Consider the following 16,348-nt stretch of genomic DNA (forward strand, 5'->3'; position numbering starts at 1 on the left):
GGCGTCGGCGGATATCTGCCCATCGCGTCACTCCCGCACCCCTCCGCCGGGTGCCGGGCCCATGGCGTCCGGGCGCCGCGTTGAACCGTCCAGCTGATCGTCGGGGCAACACGAACGTCTCCGCTGATTAACGGTCACGGTATTGCCACCGTGGGTGACATGCTTCTACGGTCTCCTTCTCGACCGCGATCTACGGGTGTAGACCGGTGGTGGCGTGGCGTCAGCGGAGCAGACCTGCCGAGGGGATGGTGCGCGTCGAGCTCCGCCTTCCCGTGCCGCCGATGTCGCTGGTGTGGAAGGAGCAAGGATGGTGAGCCGTACGGTCGTCCGGGGCGGACTGGTCATCACAGCCGCCGATGAGATCCACGCCGATGTCCTGGTGGAGGACGGCCGGATCGCCGCCCTCGCCGCGCACGGCAGCCCCACCGCGGGCAGCTGGGGGGAGTCGGCGGACCGCATCCTCGACGCCACCGGCAGATATGTCATCCCGGGAGGCGTCGACGCACACACCCACCTGGACTTCCCGTTCGGTGGAACCTTCTCCTCCGACAACTTCGAGACCGGGACCCGCGCCGCGGCCTGGGGCGGCACCACCACCATCATCGACTTCGCCGTCCAGTCCCGCGGCAAGTCGCTCCGCGCCGGCCTGGACACCTGGCACGCCAAGTCCGACGCCCAGTGCGCCATCGACTACGCGTTCCACATGATCCTCTCGGATGTGAACGAGCACACCCTCAAGGAGATGGACCTCCTGGTGGCGGAGGGCGTCACCTCCTTCAAGCTGTTCACCGCCTACCCCGGCGTCTTCTACAGCGACGACGGACAGATCCTGCGCGCCATGCAGCAGTCCGCCGACAACGGCGGCCTGATCATGATGCACGCCGAGAACGGCATCGCCATCGACGTCCTCGTCGAACAGGCGCTGGCCGCTGGCCGCACCGACCCGCGCTACCACGGCGAGGTCCGCCACGTCCTTCTGGAGGCCGAGGCCACCCACCGCACCATCCAGCTGGCGCGGGTGGCCGGTGCGCCGCTCTATATCGTCCATGTCTCCGCCGAGGAAGCCCTGGCCGAGATCGCCCAGGCCCGGGACAAGGGGCTGAACGTCTTCGGTGAGACCTGCCCGCAGTATCTGTTCCTGTCCACCGACAACCTCGCCGAGCCGGACTTCGCGGGCGCCAAATACGTGTGCTCCACCCCGTTGCGGCCCCGGGAGCATCAGGCGGCGCTGTGGCGCGGGCTGCGCACCAACGACCTCCAGGTGGTCTCCACCGACCACTGCCCCTTCTGCTTCCAGGGGCAGAAGGAGCTCGGCCGCGGCGACTTCTCCAAGATCCCCAACGGGATGCCCGGCGTGGAGAACCGGATGGACCTCCTCCACCAGGCCGTCGTGGAGGGCCGGATCAGCCGTCGGCGCTGGATCGAGATCGCCTGCGCCGCCCCGGCCCGGATGTTCGGCCTCTACCCGAAGAAGGGCACCATCGCCCCCGGCGCCGATGCCGACCTCGTCATCTACGACCCCACCGCGCAGCAGACCGTCTCCGCCGAGACCCACCACATGAACGTCGACTACTCGGCGTACGAGGGCAAACAGCTCACCGGACAGGTCGAGACGGTCCTCTCCCGGGGTGAACTCGTCATCGACCGCAGGGAGTTCACCGGACACGCGGGACACGGTCAGTACATCCCGCGTGGCACATGTCAGTACCTCACTTAAGGAGCGCCGCTGTGGACTTCGGAGTTGTCCTACAGGCCGACCCGCCCTCCGCCGCCGTCGTGTCCCTGATGCGCCGGGCCGAGCGCAACGGCTTCCGCTACGGCTGGACCTTCGACTCGACCGTGCTGTGGCAGGAACCGTTCGTCCTCTACAGCCGCATCCTGGAACACACCGAGCGGCTGATCGTCGGTCCGATGGTCACCAACCCCTCCACCCGCGCCCCCGAAGTCACCGCCTCCACCTTCGCCACCCTCAACGAGATGTACGGCAACCGCACCGTCTGCGGCATCGGCCGCGGCGACTCCGCGATGCGGGTGGCCGGGCGGCCGCCGAACACCCTGGCCCGGCTGGGCGAGGCGATCGGTGTCATCCGCGATCTGGCCGAGGGGCGGGAGGCGTATGTCGGCGACCACCGGATCAAGATCCCCTGGATCAAGGACGGCAAGCTGCCGGTCTGGATGGCCGCCTACGGGCCCAAGGCCCTCGCCATGGCCGGCCAGCTGGCCGACGGCTTCATCCTCCAGCTCGCCGACCCCTTCCTCACCGAGTGGATGATCAAGGCCGTACGGAAGGCCGCCACGGACGCCGGACGCGATCCGGACGAGATCACCATCTGTGTCGCCGCACCGGCCTATGTGGGCGACGACCTGGAGCACGCCCGCGAGCAGTGCCGCTGGTTCGGCGGCATGGTCGGCAACCACGTCGCCGACCTCGTCACCCGCTACGGCGAGCACTCCGGCATGGTGCCGGACGAGCTGACCGACTACATCAAGTCCCGGGAGAGCTACGACTACGCCCACCACGGCCGGTCGGGCAACCCGGACGCGGGCTTTGTGTCGGACACCGTCATCGAGCGCTTCTGCCTGCTCGGCCCGGTCGCCGCGCACCTCGACAAGCTGCAACAGCTCAAGGCGCTGGGCGTGGACCAGTTCGCGCTCTACGCCATGCACGACGCCAAGGAATCCACCCTCGACGCCTACGGAGCAGAGATCCTTCCCGCGTTCGCCGACTGAACGGGCGTTCATACGGGGCGGTGCACACCGCCTCCGGCGTTGCGGCCCGAACGGCCCCAGCGGTCGTGGCGGCCGGCAGACAGGCCGGGCGCCACGACCGATGCCCCGCTGCGCCGCCCCGGCCACCGGGCGGCCCGCACCCGGACGAAAGGCCCCGCACATGTCCGCGCCCTCCTCCTCCGTGCCGCCGGAACTCCCCATAGCGCCCGCGGGCCAGATCACCGCCCCGGACGGCCGGGTCGAACCGGCACCGGGCGCCATCGCGGCGCACGGCCGGTACGTCAACGCCGACCTGCGCCCGGTACCGCTGTCCGAACGCCGCTGGACCACCTACAACTTCACCGCCCTGTGGATCGGGATGGCCCACAACATCCCCTCCTGGACGCTCGCCTCCGGCCTGGTCGCGCTCGGCATGGACTGGAAGCAGGCGGTCCTGACCATCGCGCTGGCGAATGTCATCGTCCTCGTCCCGATGCTGCTCACCGGGCATGCGGGCCCCAAATACGGCATCCCCTTCCCCGTTCTGGCGCGGGCGTCCTTCGGGCTGCGCGGCGCCAATCTGCCCGCGCTGGTGCGGGCCGCCGTGGCCTGCTGCTGGTTCGGCATCCAGACCTGGATCGGCGGCCAGGGCATCTACATCCTGCTGGGCAAGATCTTCGGCGGTGACTGGGCCGAAGCGGCGTCCATCGGCGGCTACCCCTGGACCCTCTGGCTCTGCTTCCTGGTCTTCTGGGTCATCGAACTCGCCATCATCCACCGGGGCATGGAGACTCTGCGCCGCTTCGAGAACTGGGCCGCGCCCTTCGTCCTCGTCGGCGCGCTGGTGCTGCTCGGGTGGATGGCGGCCAAGGCGGGCGGGTTCGGCCCGCTGCTGGACCAGCCGAGCGCACTGGGCTGGGGCGAACACTTCTGGAAGGTCTTCTTCCCGTCCCTCATGGGGATGATCGGTTTCTGGGCCACCCTGTCCCTGAACATCCCCGACTTCACCCGCTTCGGCGCCGGGCAGCGGGCCCAGGTCTGGGGGCAGTCCCTGGGGCTGCCGACCACGATGACGGCGTTCGCCCTGCTCTCCGTACTGGTCACCTCCGGCTCACAGGCGGTGTACGGGGCGCCGGTCTGGGACCCGGTCGCGCTGGCCGGGAAGTCCGACAGCGTCTTCGGCCTGCTCTTCGCCCTGGTCACGGTCCTGGTCGCGACGATCTCCGTGAACATCGCCGCCAATGTCGTCTCGCCCGCCTACGACCTGGCCCATCTGGCACCGAAGCTCATCAACTTCCGTAGGGGCGCGCTGATCACGGGCGTGATCGGCGTGATCATCCTGCCGTGGAAGCTCACCGCCACCCCGGAGCTCTACATCTTCACCTGGCTCGGGGTGGTCGGCGGGCTGCTCGGTACGGTCGCCGGCATCCTCATCGCCGACTACTGGATCATCCGCCGTACCGTCCTCGACCTGGCCGACCTCTACCGTCCCGGCGGCCGCTACTGGTACACGGCCGGCTGGAACTGGCGGGCCGTCCTCGCCTTCGCCGTCGGCGGCCTGCTGGCAGTGGGCGGCTCGTACTCACAGCCCGGGAAGGGCCCGTTCCCCGCCGACGGTCTGATCCCGTTCCTCAAGCCCCTGGCCGACTACGGCTGGGCGGTGGGCCTGGGCACCGCGCTGACGCTCTACCCGCTGCTGATGATCACGGCACGCGGGCGGGCCACCCGGCCGCACTGAGGTGTCGGCCGTGGGCTCCCGCGCTCGCGTCGGGTCGGCCGTCCGCGTCGGGTCGGCCGCCCGGTCCGACTACGCGCTTCTGCGCGCGCCGGCGACCGTTCCGGCCTCGGCGGCTCACCAAGCCGGGGCCGGCGCGCGCCCCCGTGCCGCCCGTGTCTACGCGTGCTCCGCCAGCCCCGCCAGCAGTCTCGGCAGCGCACTGCCGATCGGTTCGCGGATCACCTCGGTGGCGAGCTCGTCGTACGGCGTCGGCTCGGCGTTCACGATGACCAGCCGCGCGCCGTGCTCCGCGGCCACCCCGGCGAGCGAGGCGGCCGGCTGCACCTGCAACGTGCTCCCGACCGCGAAGAAGACCTCTGCCGCCTTCGCCACCCCCAGCGCCGAACCGAGCACCTGCGGGTCCAGCCGCTCCCCGAACATCACCGTCGCCGACTTCAGGATTCCCCCGCACACCAGACACGGCGGATCGGGCTCGCCCGCGGCCACCCGCGCCAGCGCCTCCTGCATCGACGACCGTGCATGACAGCGGGTGCAGGTCACGGCCCGTACGGTGCCGTGCAGTTCGAGCACCTTGCGCTCGGGCATCCCGGCGCGCTGATGCAGCCCGTCCACGTTCTGCGTGATCACCCGTACCGGCGTCCCGGACCGCTCCAGCCGGGCCACCGCCTCATGCGCGGCATTCGGCTCGGCCCGGAACGCCGGGCTCTCCTGCCGCATCCGCCACGACCGCCGCCGGATCTCCGGATCGCCCATGTACGCGTCGTACGTGACGAGCTTCTCCGCCTCCGGGTCCCGTCGCCACAGCCCGTTCGGCCCCCGGTAGTCGGGGATGCCGGAGTCGGTGGAAATGCCCGCGCCGGTGAGGATCGCGACGAGCGGGCGGCTGGTCGGCTGGTCGGGGGACACATCGGTGCCGGTCATGACGCGAGGGTACGCAGAGGGGGCCGACGGGAGCGAAGGGATTTGGGCCGGGCGGCATACGGATGCGGCGGCGGCTTCCGGGGCAGCAACCTCGGGGGCGGCGCATCCCGGCGAGGCCCCGCCGGCCGCCCCCTCGGCCGTACCTCCGCACAGACACAGCTGTACCTCCGCCCAGATACCTCCGCACAGACGCAGGAGCCTCCGTGTTCACCACCCGCCCGACCCTCCAAGGCACCTTCGGGATGGCCTCCACCACGCACTGGCTCGCGTCCCAGTCCGCGATGGCCGTCCTGGAGGACGACGGCAACGCCTATGACGCGGCCGTGGCCGCCGGGTTCGTGCTGCATGTGGTGGAGCCGCATCTGAACGGTCCGGCGGGCGAAGTGCCGATCATCCTGGCACCCGCCGACGGTCCCGTTCAGGTGCTGTGCGGGCAGGGCCCGGCGCCGGCCGGCGCGAGCGTGGCGCACTACACCTCGCTCGGCCTCGACCTGGTGCCCGGCACCGGGCCGCTCGCCGCCGCGGTCCCCGGCGCCTTCGACGCCTGGATGCTGCTGCTGCGCGACCACGGCAGCAAGTCCCTCGCCGAGGTGCTGCGGTACGCCATCGGCTACGCCGAGCACGGCCATCCCGCCGTCGAGCGGATCGGTGAGACCGTCGGGACGGTCCGCGAACTCTTCGAGACGGAGTGGATCTCGTCGGCGGAGATCTACCTCCCGGACGGCAAATCCGTCGCGCCCGGCGGGCTGCTCAGGAACCGGCCGCTGGCGGCCACCTGGCGGCGGCTGCTCGCGGAGGCGGAGGCCGCGTCGGCGAGCCGTGAGGCGCAGATCGACGCCGCCCGCCGCATCTGGCGCGAAGGCTTCATCGGCGCGGCGCTCGCCGACTTCGCGGCCCGCCCGGCCATGGACACCTCCGGCGAACGCCACGCGGGCACCCTCACCGGCGACGACCTGGCCGCCTTCTCCGCCACCTACGAGGCACCTGTCACCCACGACTGGAACGGCTGGACCGTCGCCAAGGCCGGCGGCTGGTCCCAGGGCCCCGCCTTCCTCCAGCAACTCGCCCTGCTGCCGGACGAGTTGCCCGCGTACGGCAGCCCCGACTACGTCCATCTGCTCATCGAGGGCTGCAAGCTGGCGATGGCCGACCGGGAGGCCTGGTACGGCGACGCCGACGAGGTACCGCTCGGCACCCTGCTCGGCGACGGGTACAACGCCGCCCGCCGGACCCTCATCGGCGAGCGGGCCTCGTACGCGCTGCGGCCCGGCAGCCCGGACGGCCGCACCCCGCGGCTGAGCAAGCATGCGGTGGCGGCAGCGGCGGGGGAGGACGGTTTTGAGGCGAGGGGCCTGTCCGGCAGCGGTGCCGGCGAACCGACCGTCGCGCGCGGTGCGACGGCGCAGGCCGCGCCGGGCGGGGGACCGGCGGATGCCGCGTCGGGCAGGGTGCCGGCGGATGTCGCGCCGGAGATCGACCGGAACGGTGCCACCCGGGGCGACACCTGCCATATCGATGTCGTCGACCGCTGGGGCAACCTGGTCTCCGCCACCCCCTCGGGCGGCTGGCTCCAGTCCAACCCCGTCGTCCCGGCGCTCGGCTTCCCGCTCGGGACCCGGCTCCAGATGGCCTGGCTGGAGGAGGGCCTGCCCAATTCCCTCACCCCGGGACGCCGCCCCCGCACCACTCTCAGCCCGTCCCTCGCCCCGCGCGACGGGGTTCCCGTGATGGCCTTCGGTACGCCGGGCGGCGACCAGCAGGACCAGTGGCAGGTCCACTTCTTCCTGGCCGTGGCGCTGCGCGGGGCGGTCCGCGGCGGTCTCGACCTACAGGGCGCCGTCGACGCCCCGAACTGGCACAACGACTCCTTCCCCGGCTCCTTCTTCCCGCGCGGGATGCGGCCGGGGAGCGTGACCGTGGAATCCCGCATCGGCGACGGCGTCATCGACGAGCTGCGCCGGCGTGGGCACCACGTCACGGTGGGTGACGCCTGGTCCGAGGGGCGCCTGTGCGCGGTGGCGCGGGACCCGGAGACCGGGGTGCTGTCCGCCGCGGCGAATCCGCGGGGGATGCAGGGGTACGCGGTCGGGCGCTGAAGGCGCTGCCGGGCGCCTGAGGGCGCTGAGGGGGCCTGCTGGGGCCTGCCCGGCCGGCGGGGGCCTCCGCCCGGCCCCCGGCCCCCGGCCCCCCGCCCCGTGCCTTCCGCGGCATCCGGAGTTCACCTGGAGTCCAGTCCTCGTGTCAGTGGCTCGTGGTTCGATGGACACATGATCGAAGCACTTCGTACCCAAGATTCGGGAGATACCGCGATTACCCCGATTGCCCCCACACCTGCTCCCACAGCCGCCGCCGCGACCGCGCCCGGCGCTCCCGAGGCTCCGTCCTTCGACGTGTCGACGCTGGACATGGCCGCCGTCGAGGTCGCCGTCCGCCGTGCCGCGGCCGACGAGATCATGCCTCGCTTCCGGCAGCTCGCCGCCGAGGACATCGTCGAGAAGAACGGGCCGCACGACCTCGTCACGGTCGCCGACCGGCTCGCCGAGGAGCACCTCACCGCCGCGCTCACGGACCTGCTGCCCGGCTCCCGGGTGGTCGGCGAAGAGGCGGTGCACGCCGACCCGAGCGTGCTCGACGCGCTGCACGGCGACGCCCCCGTCTGGATCGTCGACCCGGTCGACGGCACCCGCCAGTTCGTCCACGGCGACCCCGGCTTCGCCACGCTCGTCGCGCTCGCCCACCACGGCGAGGTGCTCGCCTCCTGGACGTACGCCCCCGCCCTCGGCCTGATGGCCGTCGCCCGCCGCGGCGCCGGCGCCTGGCTGAACGGCGTACCGCTCCGGGCCGGCAGCCCCTCCTCCGCTGCGGTCCTCGATGTCGCCACCTCCCACTACGACTTCACCACCGACGACCAGAAGCGGGTGCTCGCCGCCCTGGAGACCGGCGGTATCGCCCCGCGCCCCTGTGGTTCGGCGGGCCTGGAGTATCTGCACATAGCCCGCGGCGACCTCGATGCCACGGCCTTCAGCTGGGAAAACTCCTGGGACCACGCGGCCGGACTGCTGCTCGTCCATGAGGCGGGCGGCGCGAGCGGCACGGTCGCCGGGCAGCCGTTCCGGATCGAAGGCGGCAATGCGCTGCCCTTCACCGCGGCGCGGGACACCGCAACCGCGCGGCGTATCCTCGGACTGCTGGCAGCCGCCAACTGACCCTCACCGACGAGGGTCGGACTTGAGGGGAGTGGCGCAGGTGCCGAGGATGCTCGATGCCGTGGTGATCGGGGCGGGGCCCAACGGCCTGACGGCGGCGGTCGAACTCGCCCGCCGTGGCATGTCCGTGGAGGTCTTCGAAGCCCGCGACACCATCGGCGGCGGCGCCCGCACCGAGGAGCTGACCCTCCCCGGCTTCCGCCACGACCCCTGCTCGGCGGTGCACCCCACCGGCATCGGCTCACCCGCCTTCTCCGCCATGCCGCTGGACCGCTACGGCCTCGAATGGCTGCACGCCGACCTCCCCATGGCGCACCCGTTCCCCGACGGCACGGCCGCCGTGCTCGGCCACTCCGTCGGCGAGACCGCCATGTCCTTCGGACCGCGCGACGCCGGCACCTACCGCAGGCTCGTCGAGCCCTTCACCGGCAAGTGGGAGGCGATGGCCCATGACTTCCTGCGTACCCAGTGGCTCGGCCTGCCGCAGGACCCGCTGACCTACGCCCGCTTCGGCCTGGTCGCGGCGCAGCCGGTCACCCTCCTCAACCGCCGCTTCCAGGACGAGAAGGCGCGCGCCCTGATGGCCGGGCTCGCGGCGCATGCCAACGCCCCGCTCGGCGGCTTCGGGACCTCCGGCATGGCCCTGATGTTCGCGCTCGCCGCGCACGCCAAGGGCTGGCCGGTGCCGCGCGGCGGCTCCCAGGCCATCTCCGACGCGCTCGCCGGTCTGCTGCGCGCCCACGGCGGCGTGGTCCACACCGACTTCGAGGTCAAACGCCTGGACGACCTGCCGCCGGCCCGCGCCTATGTCTTCGACACCTCACCGACCGCGCTCGCCCGGATCGCGGGCCTGGGCAACGCCTACCGCGACGTGAAGTACGGCCCCAGCGTCTTCAAGGTCGATTACGCCCTGTCGGCCCCGGTGCCGTGGACGGCCAAGGAGGCCCACCGCGCCGGCACCGTCCACATCGGCCCCACCAGCGGCGAGATCTCCGCCGCGCTGAACGCCGCCACCCACGGCCAGGACCCCTCCGTACCCTTCCTGATCACCGCTCAGCCCAGCCTGATCGACCCCACCCGCGCCCCCGAGGGCAAGCACACCTTCTGGGCGTACGGCCATGTCCCCCACGGCTGGGAGGGCGACGCCACGGACGTCGTCGAGCGGCAGATCGAGCGCTTCGCCCCCGGCTTCCGGGACCTGGTCCTGGCCCGCGCGGTCGCCGGTCCGCCCCAGATCGCCGCGCGCAACGCCAACTACGTCGGCGGCGACACCGCCACCGGCTCCGCGGCCGGTCTGCGCCTGCTCATCCGTCCCAAGCTGACCCGCGTCCCCTACGAAACCGCCCACCCCGCCGTCTTCCTCTGCTCCCAGGCCACCCCGCCCGGCCCCGGCGTCCACGGCATGTCCGGCCATTACGCCGCCAAAGCGGTCTGGCGCCGGCTGCGCGCAAACCGCCGCTGAACCGACTGGCCATTCACCCCTGAACCGAGTGGCCGCGCAGCCGCTGAACCGGGTGGCCGCGCCGTACGACCCTCCGTAGGCTCGGACACCATGAGCCCCACTCTCACCCTCATCCAGGGCGACATCACCGAACAAGCCGTGGACGCCGTGGTCAACGCCGCCAACTCCTCGCTGCTCGGCGGCGGGGGAGTGGACGGCGCGATCCACCGGCGCGGCGGCCCGGAGATCCTCGCCGAGTGCCGTGCCCTGCGCGCCGCGCACTACGGCCGCGGTCTGCCCACCGGCCAGGCCGTCGCCACGACCGCCGGCCGCCTGCCGGCCCGCTGGGTCATCCACACCGTCGGCCCCGTCCACTCCGACAGTGCGGACCGCAGCGGCCTGCTGGCCTCCTGCTACCGCGAATCACTGCGGATCGCCGACGAACTGGGCGCCCGGACGGTCGCCTTCCCGGCCATCTCCACGGGCGTCTACAGGTGGCCGATGGAGGACGCCGCTCGTATCGCCGTGGCGACGGTGCGGGACGCCGAGACGGCGGTCGAAGAGGTGCGGTTCGTCCTCTTCGACGAGCAGGCGCACGCGACCTTCGCTGCACACGTGCGCTGACCGCGGCCCGGCACTACGGCACGGCCCGGCGTGATCTGGTGCGGCACGCGACCGGTCGAGGGGCCGGGCACCGTGCAGCCCGGGTACGGACGGGACGACGCAACTGGGAATCATCGAACTCGCCTTGACCCGTGGCCTGTTCGTACCGGGGACGGGGGCGGGGCATGGTTCGATCCGTTGGGTACGGCCGTCCGCTCGACCGCAAGCGCCACGTCGAGTGGACTGGACGAAGTACCAGGAGGAGAGCGGAAGATGACCCAGCCCCACGCCCCGATCGAGCCCTATCCCCCGATCGAGCCCTACGACACCGGCATGCTCGACGTCGGCGACGGCAACCTCGTGTACTGGGAAGTCTGCGGAAACCCGGAAGGGAAGCCCGCGCTGGTCGTCCACGGCGGGCCGGGGTCGGGGTGCGGCACGGGCGCGCGCCGGAACTTCGACCCGGACCGCTATCGCGTCGTCCTCTTCGACCAGCGCGGCTGCGGACGCAGCACCCCGCACGCCAGTGACCCGGCCACCGACATGCGGCACAACACCACCGGCCATCTGCTCGCCGACATGGAGCGGCTGCGCGTGCACCTGGGCATCGACCGCTGGCTGCTGTTCGGCGGATCGTGGGGCTCGACGCTGATCCTGGCGTACGCGGAGCGGCACCCGGAGCGGGTGTCGGAGATCGTCATCCCCCACGTCACCACGACCCGGCGTTCGGAGACCGACTGGCTCTACCGGGGTGTCGGCCGGTTCTTCCCGGAGGCGTGGGAGCGCTTCCTCGCGGGTGCTCCGGGGGTGGGACGGGACGGCGACATCGTCGGGGCCTACGCCCGCCTGATGGCGGACCCCGACCCCGCGGTGCGCGAGCGGGCCACCGCCGACTGGTGCGCCTGGGAGGACACGGTGCTCTCCCTGGAGCCGTACGGCGCGCCCCGCCCCTACGGCGACCGGCCCTCGAAGGCCAAGGTGGCCCTGGTCCGGATCTGCTCGCACTACTTCTCGCACGGCGTATGGCTGGAGGAGGGCGCGCTGCTGCGGGACGCCGGCCGGCTGGCAGGCATCCCGGGAGTGCTCCTCCACGGCCGTCAGGACATGGGAGGGCCGCCCCACACGGCGTGGGAGCTCGCCCGCGCCTGGCCCGACGCCCACCTGACCGTCCTCCCTGACGCGGGGCACAAGGGGAGCGAGGCGATGCGCGCGGAGGTGATCGGCGCGCTCGACCGGTTCGCCGGGAAGTGAGGCCCGAAGGGCGGCCCCGGGCGACCCGTCCCGCCCCAGGCGACCCGACGTAGATGTCGGATTCTCGCCAGCCGGATGCCGGCGACTGAGCAATCCTGAGGTCATGCACACCGACACCGAGCGTTGTCTGCGCGCCGTGCAGTCCAAGGATGCCCGCTTCGACGGCTGGTTCTACACCGCCGTGCTCACGACCCGTATCTACTGCCGTCCCAGCTGCCCCGTGGTGCCGCCCAAGCCGGAGAACATGCGCTTCTACCCGAGCGCGGCCGCCGCTCAGCAGGCGGGCTTCCGGGCCTGCAAGCGGTGCCGTCCGGACGCCAGCCCGGGGTCTCCCGAGTGGAACGAGCGGGCCGACCTCGTCGCCCGCGCCATGCGGCTGATCGCCGACGGCACCGTCGACCGTGAGGGCGTTCCCGGACTCGCCGCCCGGCTCGGCTACAGCCCCCGCCAGATAGAGCGCCAGCTGCTGGCGGAGCTGGGGGCGGGGCCGCTCGCCCTGGCCCGCGCGCAGCGCGCACAGACCGCCCGGCTGCTGGTGGAGACCACCGCACTGCCGATGGCCGATGTCGCGTTCGCCGCCGGATTCGCCAGCATCCGTACCTTCAACGAGACGGTACGGGAGGTCTTCGCGCTGTCCCCGACGGAGCTGCGGCAGCGCGCCAGGCCCGGCCCCCGTGCGGCGGTGCCCGGCTCGCTCGCGCTGCGGCTGCCCTTCCGCCGGCCGCTGAACCCCGACAACCTCTTCGGGCACCTCGCCGCCACCGCGGTCCCCGGGGTCGAGGAGTGGCGGGACGGCGCCTACCGCCGGACCCTGAGCCTCCCCTACGGGCACGGCATCGTCGCCCTCTCGCCCCGCCCCGACCACATCGACTGCCGCCTCTCCCTCACCGACCTGCGCGATCTGGCCGGCGCCATCGCCCGCTGCCGCCGGATGCTCGACCTCGACGCGGACCCGGAGGCCGTCGACGGGCTGCTCCGTGAGGACCCGCTGCTGGCACCCCTCGTCGACAAGGCGCCGGGCCGCCGGGTCCCGCGCACGGTCGACGCCGAGGAGTTCGCCGTCCGCGCCGTCCTCGGCCAGCAGGTCTCCACCGCGGCGGCCCGCACCCACGCCGGACGGCTGGTCCGCGCGCACGGCGAACGGGTCGACGACCCGGGCGGCGGCCTCAGCCATCTCTTCCCGCCCGCCACCGCGCTCGCCGGGCTGGACCCGGAGTCGCTGGCGATGCCCCGGGCCCGCCGGGCCACCCTCACCGGCGTCGTCGCCGCGCTCGGTTCCGGCGCGCTCCAACTGGGCGTCGGCAGCGACCGGGACGAGGCCCGCGCACAGCTCACGGCGCTGCCGGGCATCGGCCCCTGGACCGTCGAATGCATCGCCATGCGCGCGCTCGGCGACCCGGACGCCTTCACACCGACCGACCTAGGCCTGCGCCGCGCGGCCGCCGGGCTCGGGCTGCCGCACACCCCGGCGGCCCTCACCCGCCACTCCGCGCACTGGCGCCCCTGGCGCGCCTACGCCGTCCAGTACCTCTGGGCGACCGACGACCACCCCATCAACCACCTCCCGACGAACTGAGCCCGAAGCCATGACCGTTCACGCGCCCGCGCCCGAAGCGCCCCGCACCCACACCGTCCTCGACGACACCCCGGTGGGGCCGCTCACCCTGGTAGCCGCCGGCGAGGCCCTCACCGGCCTCTACATGACCGATCAGCGCCACCGCCCGCCCCAGGAGACCTTCGGCGACCCGGCGGACCCCGACGAGCCGCCGTTCGCCCCGGCCATCACCCAGCTCCGGGCCTATTTCCGCGGCGAGTTGACCACCTTCGACCTGCCGCTCGCCCTGCACGGCACGCCCTTCCAGCGCCGCGTCTGGGCGGCGCTGTGCACGATCCCGTACGGCGAGACCCTCTCGTACGGGCAGCTCGCCGAACGGCTCGGCGTCCCGACGGCGGCCCGCGCGGTCGGTCTGGCCAACGGGCGCAACCCGGTCGGCATCATCGTCCCCTGCCATCGCGTCGTCGGCGCCAACGGCAGCCTCACGGGCTACGGCGGCGGGCTCGACCGCAAGCGCCGGCTGCTCGCCTTCGAACGGACGGAGGACGCCCTCTTCCCGGCGGAGGCGTGCGGGTGAGGGGTCCGCTCGCCCCTGCGGGGCCCGAGCGAAGCCGTACACGGAACGGGGCCTGCGCCCTCAGGCCCGGCCCGGGGGAGTGAGGCCGTCCAGCAGCGCCCGTACGGTCTCCGCCGCGAACTCCTCGTCGCCTGCCGGGAGAAGCACACCGGGCGGTGCCTCGGCGTCGAAGAACAGGTCGAGGAAGGCGCGGTGGAAACAGGCCCCGATGAGCAGCGTGGCCGCCGCGTGCGGGTCGATGCCGGACGCGACCCGGCCCAGCGCCTGCTCGGCCGCCAGATATCCGGCCAGGTGCTGGGTGGCGTTCTGCGGCCCGGCGGTGCCCAGCTCGTGCAGCTTGCGGCGGTGTGTCGCCAGCAGCTCGGGACTGGCGAACAGCGACGCGGCCATCGGGAAGGCCCGGCGGTAGAACCGGACGGCGGCCAGCGCCACCGCCGTGAGGTGCCCGGCCGGGCCGCGCGTGTCGCCCGCGCGGCCCGGCAGCTGCTCCAGCACGTCCGAGAACTGCGGTACCCGCTCGTGCAGCACCCGCACGAAGATCTCTTCCTTGTTGTGGAAGTGCTTGTACAGCGCCGCCTCGGAACAGCCCGCCTCCCGCGCGATCTGCTTCGTCGTCGTACGGGTCAGGCCCACGGTCGTCATCAGCGCGGCGGCGGCGTCGAGGATGCGGGAGCGCGTCAGGGCGCCTCCGGTCAGCGGAGCGGCGGCGTCTCGGGTCATGGCGCCGAGTCTACGTTGACAGGTGAGTGAGCACTCACCCACACTCGTGGGTGAGTGCTCACTCACCTTCCTGCTGTCCCAGGAGAGACCATGAAACTCACCGTTCTCGGCGCGTCGGGCGGCGTCGGCCGACAGCTCGTCACCCACGCCCTGGCCGACGGCCACGAGGTGACCGCGGCCCTGCGCAGCCCGGAGAAGCTGACCGAGCGGCATGAGCGTCTGACGGTGGTCCGCGCGGACGCGCTCGACCCGGCGTCCGTCAAGGCGGTGGTCGACGGCGCCGACGCGGTGCTCTCCGGCATCGGCCAGGCCGGCCGGCACGACCCGCTGCGGCCCGCGTCCACCTCGGCCCGCGCGCTCGTCGAAGCGCTGACCTCAACAGGCGTACGGCGGCTCCTCGTGGTCAGCGCGGCCCCGCTGAACCGCGCCGGCACGGGGCAGTCGTTCCTCACCCGCCGGCTGTTCGGGCCCTTGCTGTGGGCGGCCCTCAAGGAGCTCTACACCGACCTGGAGCGGATGGAGTCCGTACTGCGCGACAGCGCTCTCGACTGGACGGCGGTCCGCCCGCCCCGCCTGACCGACAAGCCGGGCGAGGGCAGCTACCGCCACACCGTCGAAGCCGGCCCGTCCGGCGATGTCATCAGCCGCGCCGACGTGGCCCGCGCCATGCTCGACTTCGTCGACGACCCGCAGACCTACGGCCATGCGGTCGGCATCAGCCGCTGAGGAGGCCTGCACGGATGCCGGGCCACCAGCCGCCACCCAGCCCCGCAATCATCGCCGGCCTCAGCCCGCGACGACCCCGCGCACCTCGTCCACCAGCTCCGTCGCCGTCGCCACCGAGCGCCGCAACTCCGTTTCCCCGCGCCCGAGGCCGCCGAGCAGGGCGGTGGCACGGTCCCCGAAGCCGGGCGGTGTCTCCGGCATCGCCGTGGCCGCCGCGAGCGCGCCCTTCTCATTGAGACACCAGACGCGGTGATGGGCGTGCAGCGCCTGGACGAGGTCGCCGACGGCCCGGGACAGACACAGGGCCGCATGCAGCACGTCCAGGGCCGCGTACGACTTGCCCGCCATCGCCACCGAGAACCCCGCGTCCCAGACCGCACCCTCGGTCAGCGCCTTGCGCAGGGCCTCGGGATAGGTGCGGGTCTCGTTCCTCAGGCGGGCCAGTTCCCCGTCGGTGTCCGCGAGCACCCGGCCCAGCGCCGCCTCGCCCGGGTAGGCGGGGGACCAGAAGCCCAGGGGGTGACCGGCCTGTGCGCCGATCTCGAAGCGGCCCTCGCGGCACTCCTCCCACACCCGCCGCACCCGGTCGACGTCCCGCAGGATCCAGTCCACATGGCGCCCGTCGGGCAGGACGAGCCAGGCCCCGCCGTTGACCCACGCGCCCCAGGCGCCCGGCCCGTACACCTCGACGGGGCCGCCGGTCACCTCCACGGCCAGCGCCTCCAGCGCCGCGAGATCCGGCTCGCCCCGGTAGTAGACGCCCAGATCCCAGTCGGAGTCCGGCCGATGGGTACCCCGTGCCCGGCTTCCGCCGAGCATCACCCCGACAACTCCCGGCACCTGCGCGACCTTCGCGGCGATCTCATCCATCCGACCACGCTAGTACCGGCGGGATGACCGC

At 72.7% G+C, this 16,348-nt stretch carries 14 protein-coding genes; 11 read left to right on the top strand and 3 right to left on the bottom strand.

Annotation, left to right across the window (positions count from 1 at the left end; genetic code table 11):
- Window positions 1–307 precede the first annotated feature (307 nt).
- The 3 genes from hydA (at window position 308) to M8I34_RS23650 (ending at window position 4,447) form a co-directional block, all read left to right on the top strand.
- Window positions 308–1,717: a dihydropyrimidinase gene (gene hydA, locus M8I34_RS23640; RefSeq protein ID WP_250052133.1), complete on the top strand. Its 1,410-nt coding sequence runs from the start codon at window positions 308–310 to the stop codon at window positions 1,715–1,717.
- A gap of 11 nt (window positions 1,718–1,728) precedes the next feature.
- Window positions 1,729–2,730: a TIGR03842 family LLM class F420-dependent oxidoreductase gene (locus M8I34_RS23645; protein ID WP_250052134.1), complete on the top strand. Its 1,002-nt coding sequence runs from the start codon at window positions 1,729–1,731 to the stop codon at window positions 2,728–2,730.
- 160 nt (window positions 2,731–2,890) lie between these two features.
- A complete protein-coding gene (locus M8I34_RS23650; RefSeq protein ID WP_250052135.1) occupies window positions 2,891–4,447 on the top strand; it encodes an NCS1 family nucleobase:cation symporter-1 in 1,557 nt (518 codons plus the stop codon).
- Between the two features lie 156 nt (window positions 4,448–4,603).
- Here M8I34_RS23650 and M8I34_RS23655 read toward each other — a convergent pair whose 3' ends face one another.
- Window positions 4,604–5,368, bottom strand: a complete 765-nt coding sequence (locus M8I34_RS23655; protein ID WP_250052136.1) for a Sir2 family NAD-dependent protein deacetylase — start codon at window positions 5,366–5,368, stop codon at window positions 4,604–4,606.
- A gap of 203 nt (window positions 5,369–5,571) precedes the next feature.
- Between M8I34_RS23655 and M8I34_RS23660 the strand changes: the two genes are divergently transcribed.
- The 7 genes from M8I34_RS23660 (at window position 5,572) to M8I34_RS23690 (ending at window position 14,001) form a co-directional block, all read left to right on the top strand.
- Complete coding sequence (locus tag M8I34_RS23660) at window positions 5,572–7,464, top strand: gamma-glutamyltransferase (protein ID WP_250052137.1); 1,893 nt, start codon at window positions 5,572–5,574, stop codon at window positions 7,462–7,464.
- A 309-nt stretch (window positions 7,465–7,773) separates the two neighbouring features.
- The gene (locus M8I34_RS23665; protein WP_051817848.1) at window positions 7,774–8,574 is read left to right on the top strand and encodes an inositol monophosphatase family protein; all 801 of its coding nucleotides are present in this window, start codon (window positions 7,774–7,776) and stop codon (window positions 8,572–8,574) included.
- Window positions 8,575–8,614: 40 nt separating this feature from the next.
- Window positions 8,615–10,036, top strand: a complete 1,422-nt coding sequence (locus M8I34_RS23670; RefSeq protein ID WP_250052138.1) for an NAD(P)/FAD-dependent oxidoreductase — start codon at window positions 8,615–8,617, stop codon at window positions 10,034–10,036.
- Between the two features lie 90 nt (window positions 10,037–10,126).
- On the top strand, window positions 10,127–10,639 hold the full coding sequence (locus tag M8I34_RS23675) for an O-acetyl-ADP-ribose deacetylase (RefSeq protein WP_250052141.1): 513 nt from the start codon (window positions 10,127–10,129) through the stop codon (window positions 10,637–10,639).
- Window positions 10,640–10,891: 252 nt separating this feature from the next.
- Window positions 10,892–11,869: a prolyl aminopeptidase gene (gene pip / locus M8I34_RS23680; protein ID WP_250052143.1), complete on the top strand. Its 978-nt coding sequence runs from the start codon at window positions 10,892–10,894 to the stop codon at window positions 11,867–11,869.
- A 103-nt stretch (window positions 11,870–11,972) separates the two neighbouring features.
- A complete protein-coding gene (locus tag M8I34_RS23685) occupies window positions 11,973–13,445 on the top strand; it encodes a DNA-3-methyladenine glycosylase 2 family protein (RefSeq protein ID WP_250052145.1) in 1,473 nt (490 codons plus the stop codon).
- A 10-nt stretch (window positions 13,446–13,455) separates the two neighbouring features.
- Window positions 13,456–14,001, top strand: coding sequence for a methylated-DNA--[protein]-cysteine S-methyltransferase (locus tag M8I34_RS23690; RefSeq protein ID WP_250052147.1), 546 nt, complete (start codon window positions 13,456–13,458; stop codon window positions 13,999–14,001).
- Between the two features lie 60 nt (window positions 14,002–14,061).
- On the opposite strand, the gene M8I34_RS23695 is transcribed toward M8I34_RS23690, so the two are convergent.
- Window positions 14,062–14,721 carry a TetR/AcrR family transcriptional regulator gene (locus M8I34_RS23695; protein WP_250052149.1) on the bottom strand — a complete coding sequence of 220 codons (660 nt, stop codon included), beginning with the start codon at window positions 14,719–14,721 and terminating at the stop codon, window positions 14,062–14,064.
- Window positions 14,722–14,811: 90 nt separating this feature from the next.
- Between M8I34_RS23695 and M8I34_RS23700 the strand changes: the two genes are divergently transcribed.
- Window positions 14,812–15,447 (top strand): NAD(P)-dependent oxidoreductase, encoded by a 636-nt coding sequence (locus M8I34_RS23700; RefSeq protein WP_250052151.1) that lies wholly within the window; start codon window positions 14,812–14,814, stop codon window positions 15,445–15,447.
- Window positions 15,448–15,507: 60 nt separating this feature from the next.
- On the opposite strand, the gene M8I34_RS23705 is transcribed toward M8I34_RS23700, so the two are convergent.
- Window positions 15,508–16,317 (bottom strand): nucleotidyltransferase domain-containing protein, encoded by an 810-nt coding sequence (locus M8I34_RS23705; protein ID WP_250052153.1) that lies wholly within the window; start codon window positions 16,315–16,317, stop codon window positions 15,508–15,510.
- Between the last annotated feature and the right edge of the window lie 31 nt (window positions 16,318–16,348).

Source organism: Streptomyces sp. MCA2 (assembly GCF_023544705.1).
In the GTDB taxonomy this organism is placed as follows: Bacteria; Actinomycetota; Actinomycetes; order Streptomycetales; family Streptomycetaceae; genus Streptomyces; species Streptomyces decoyicus.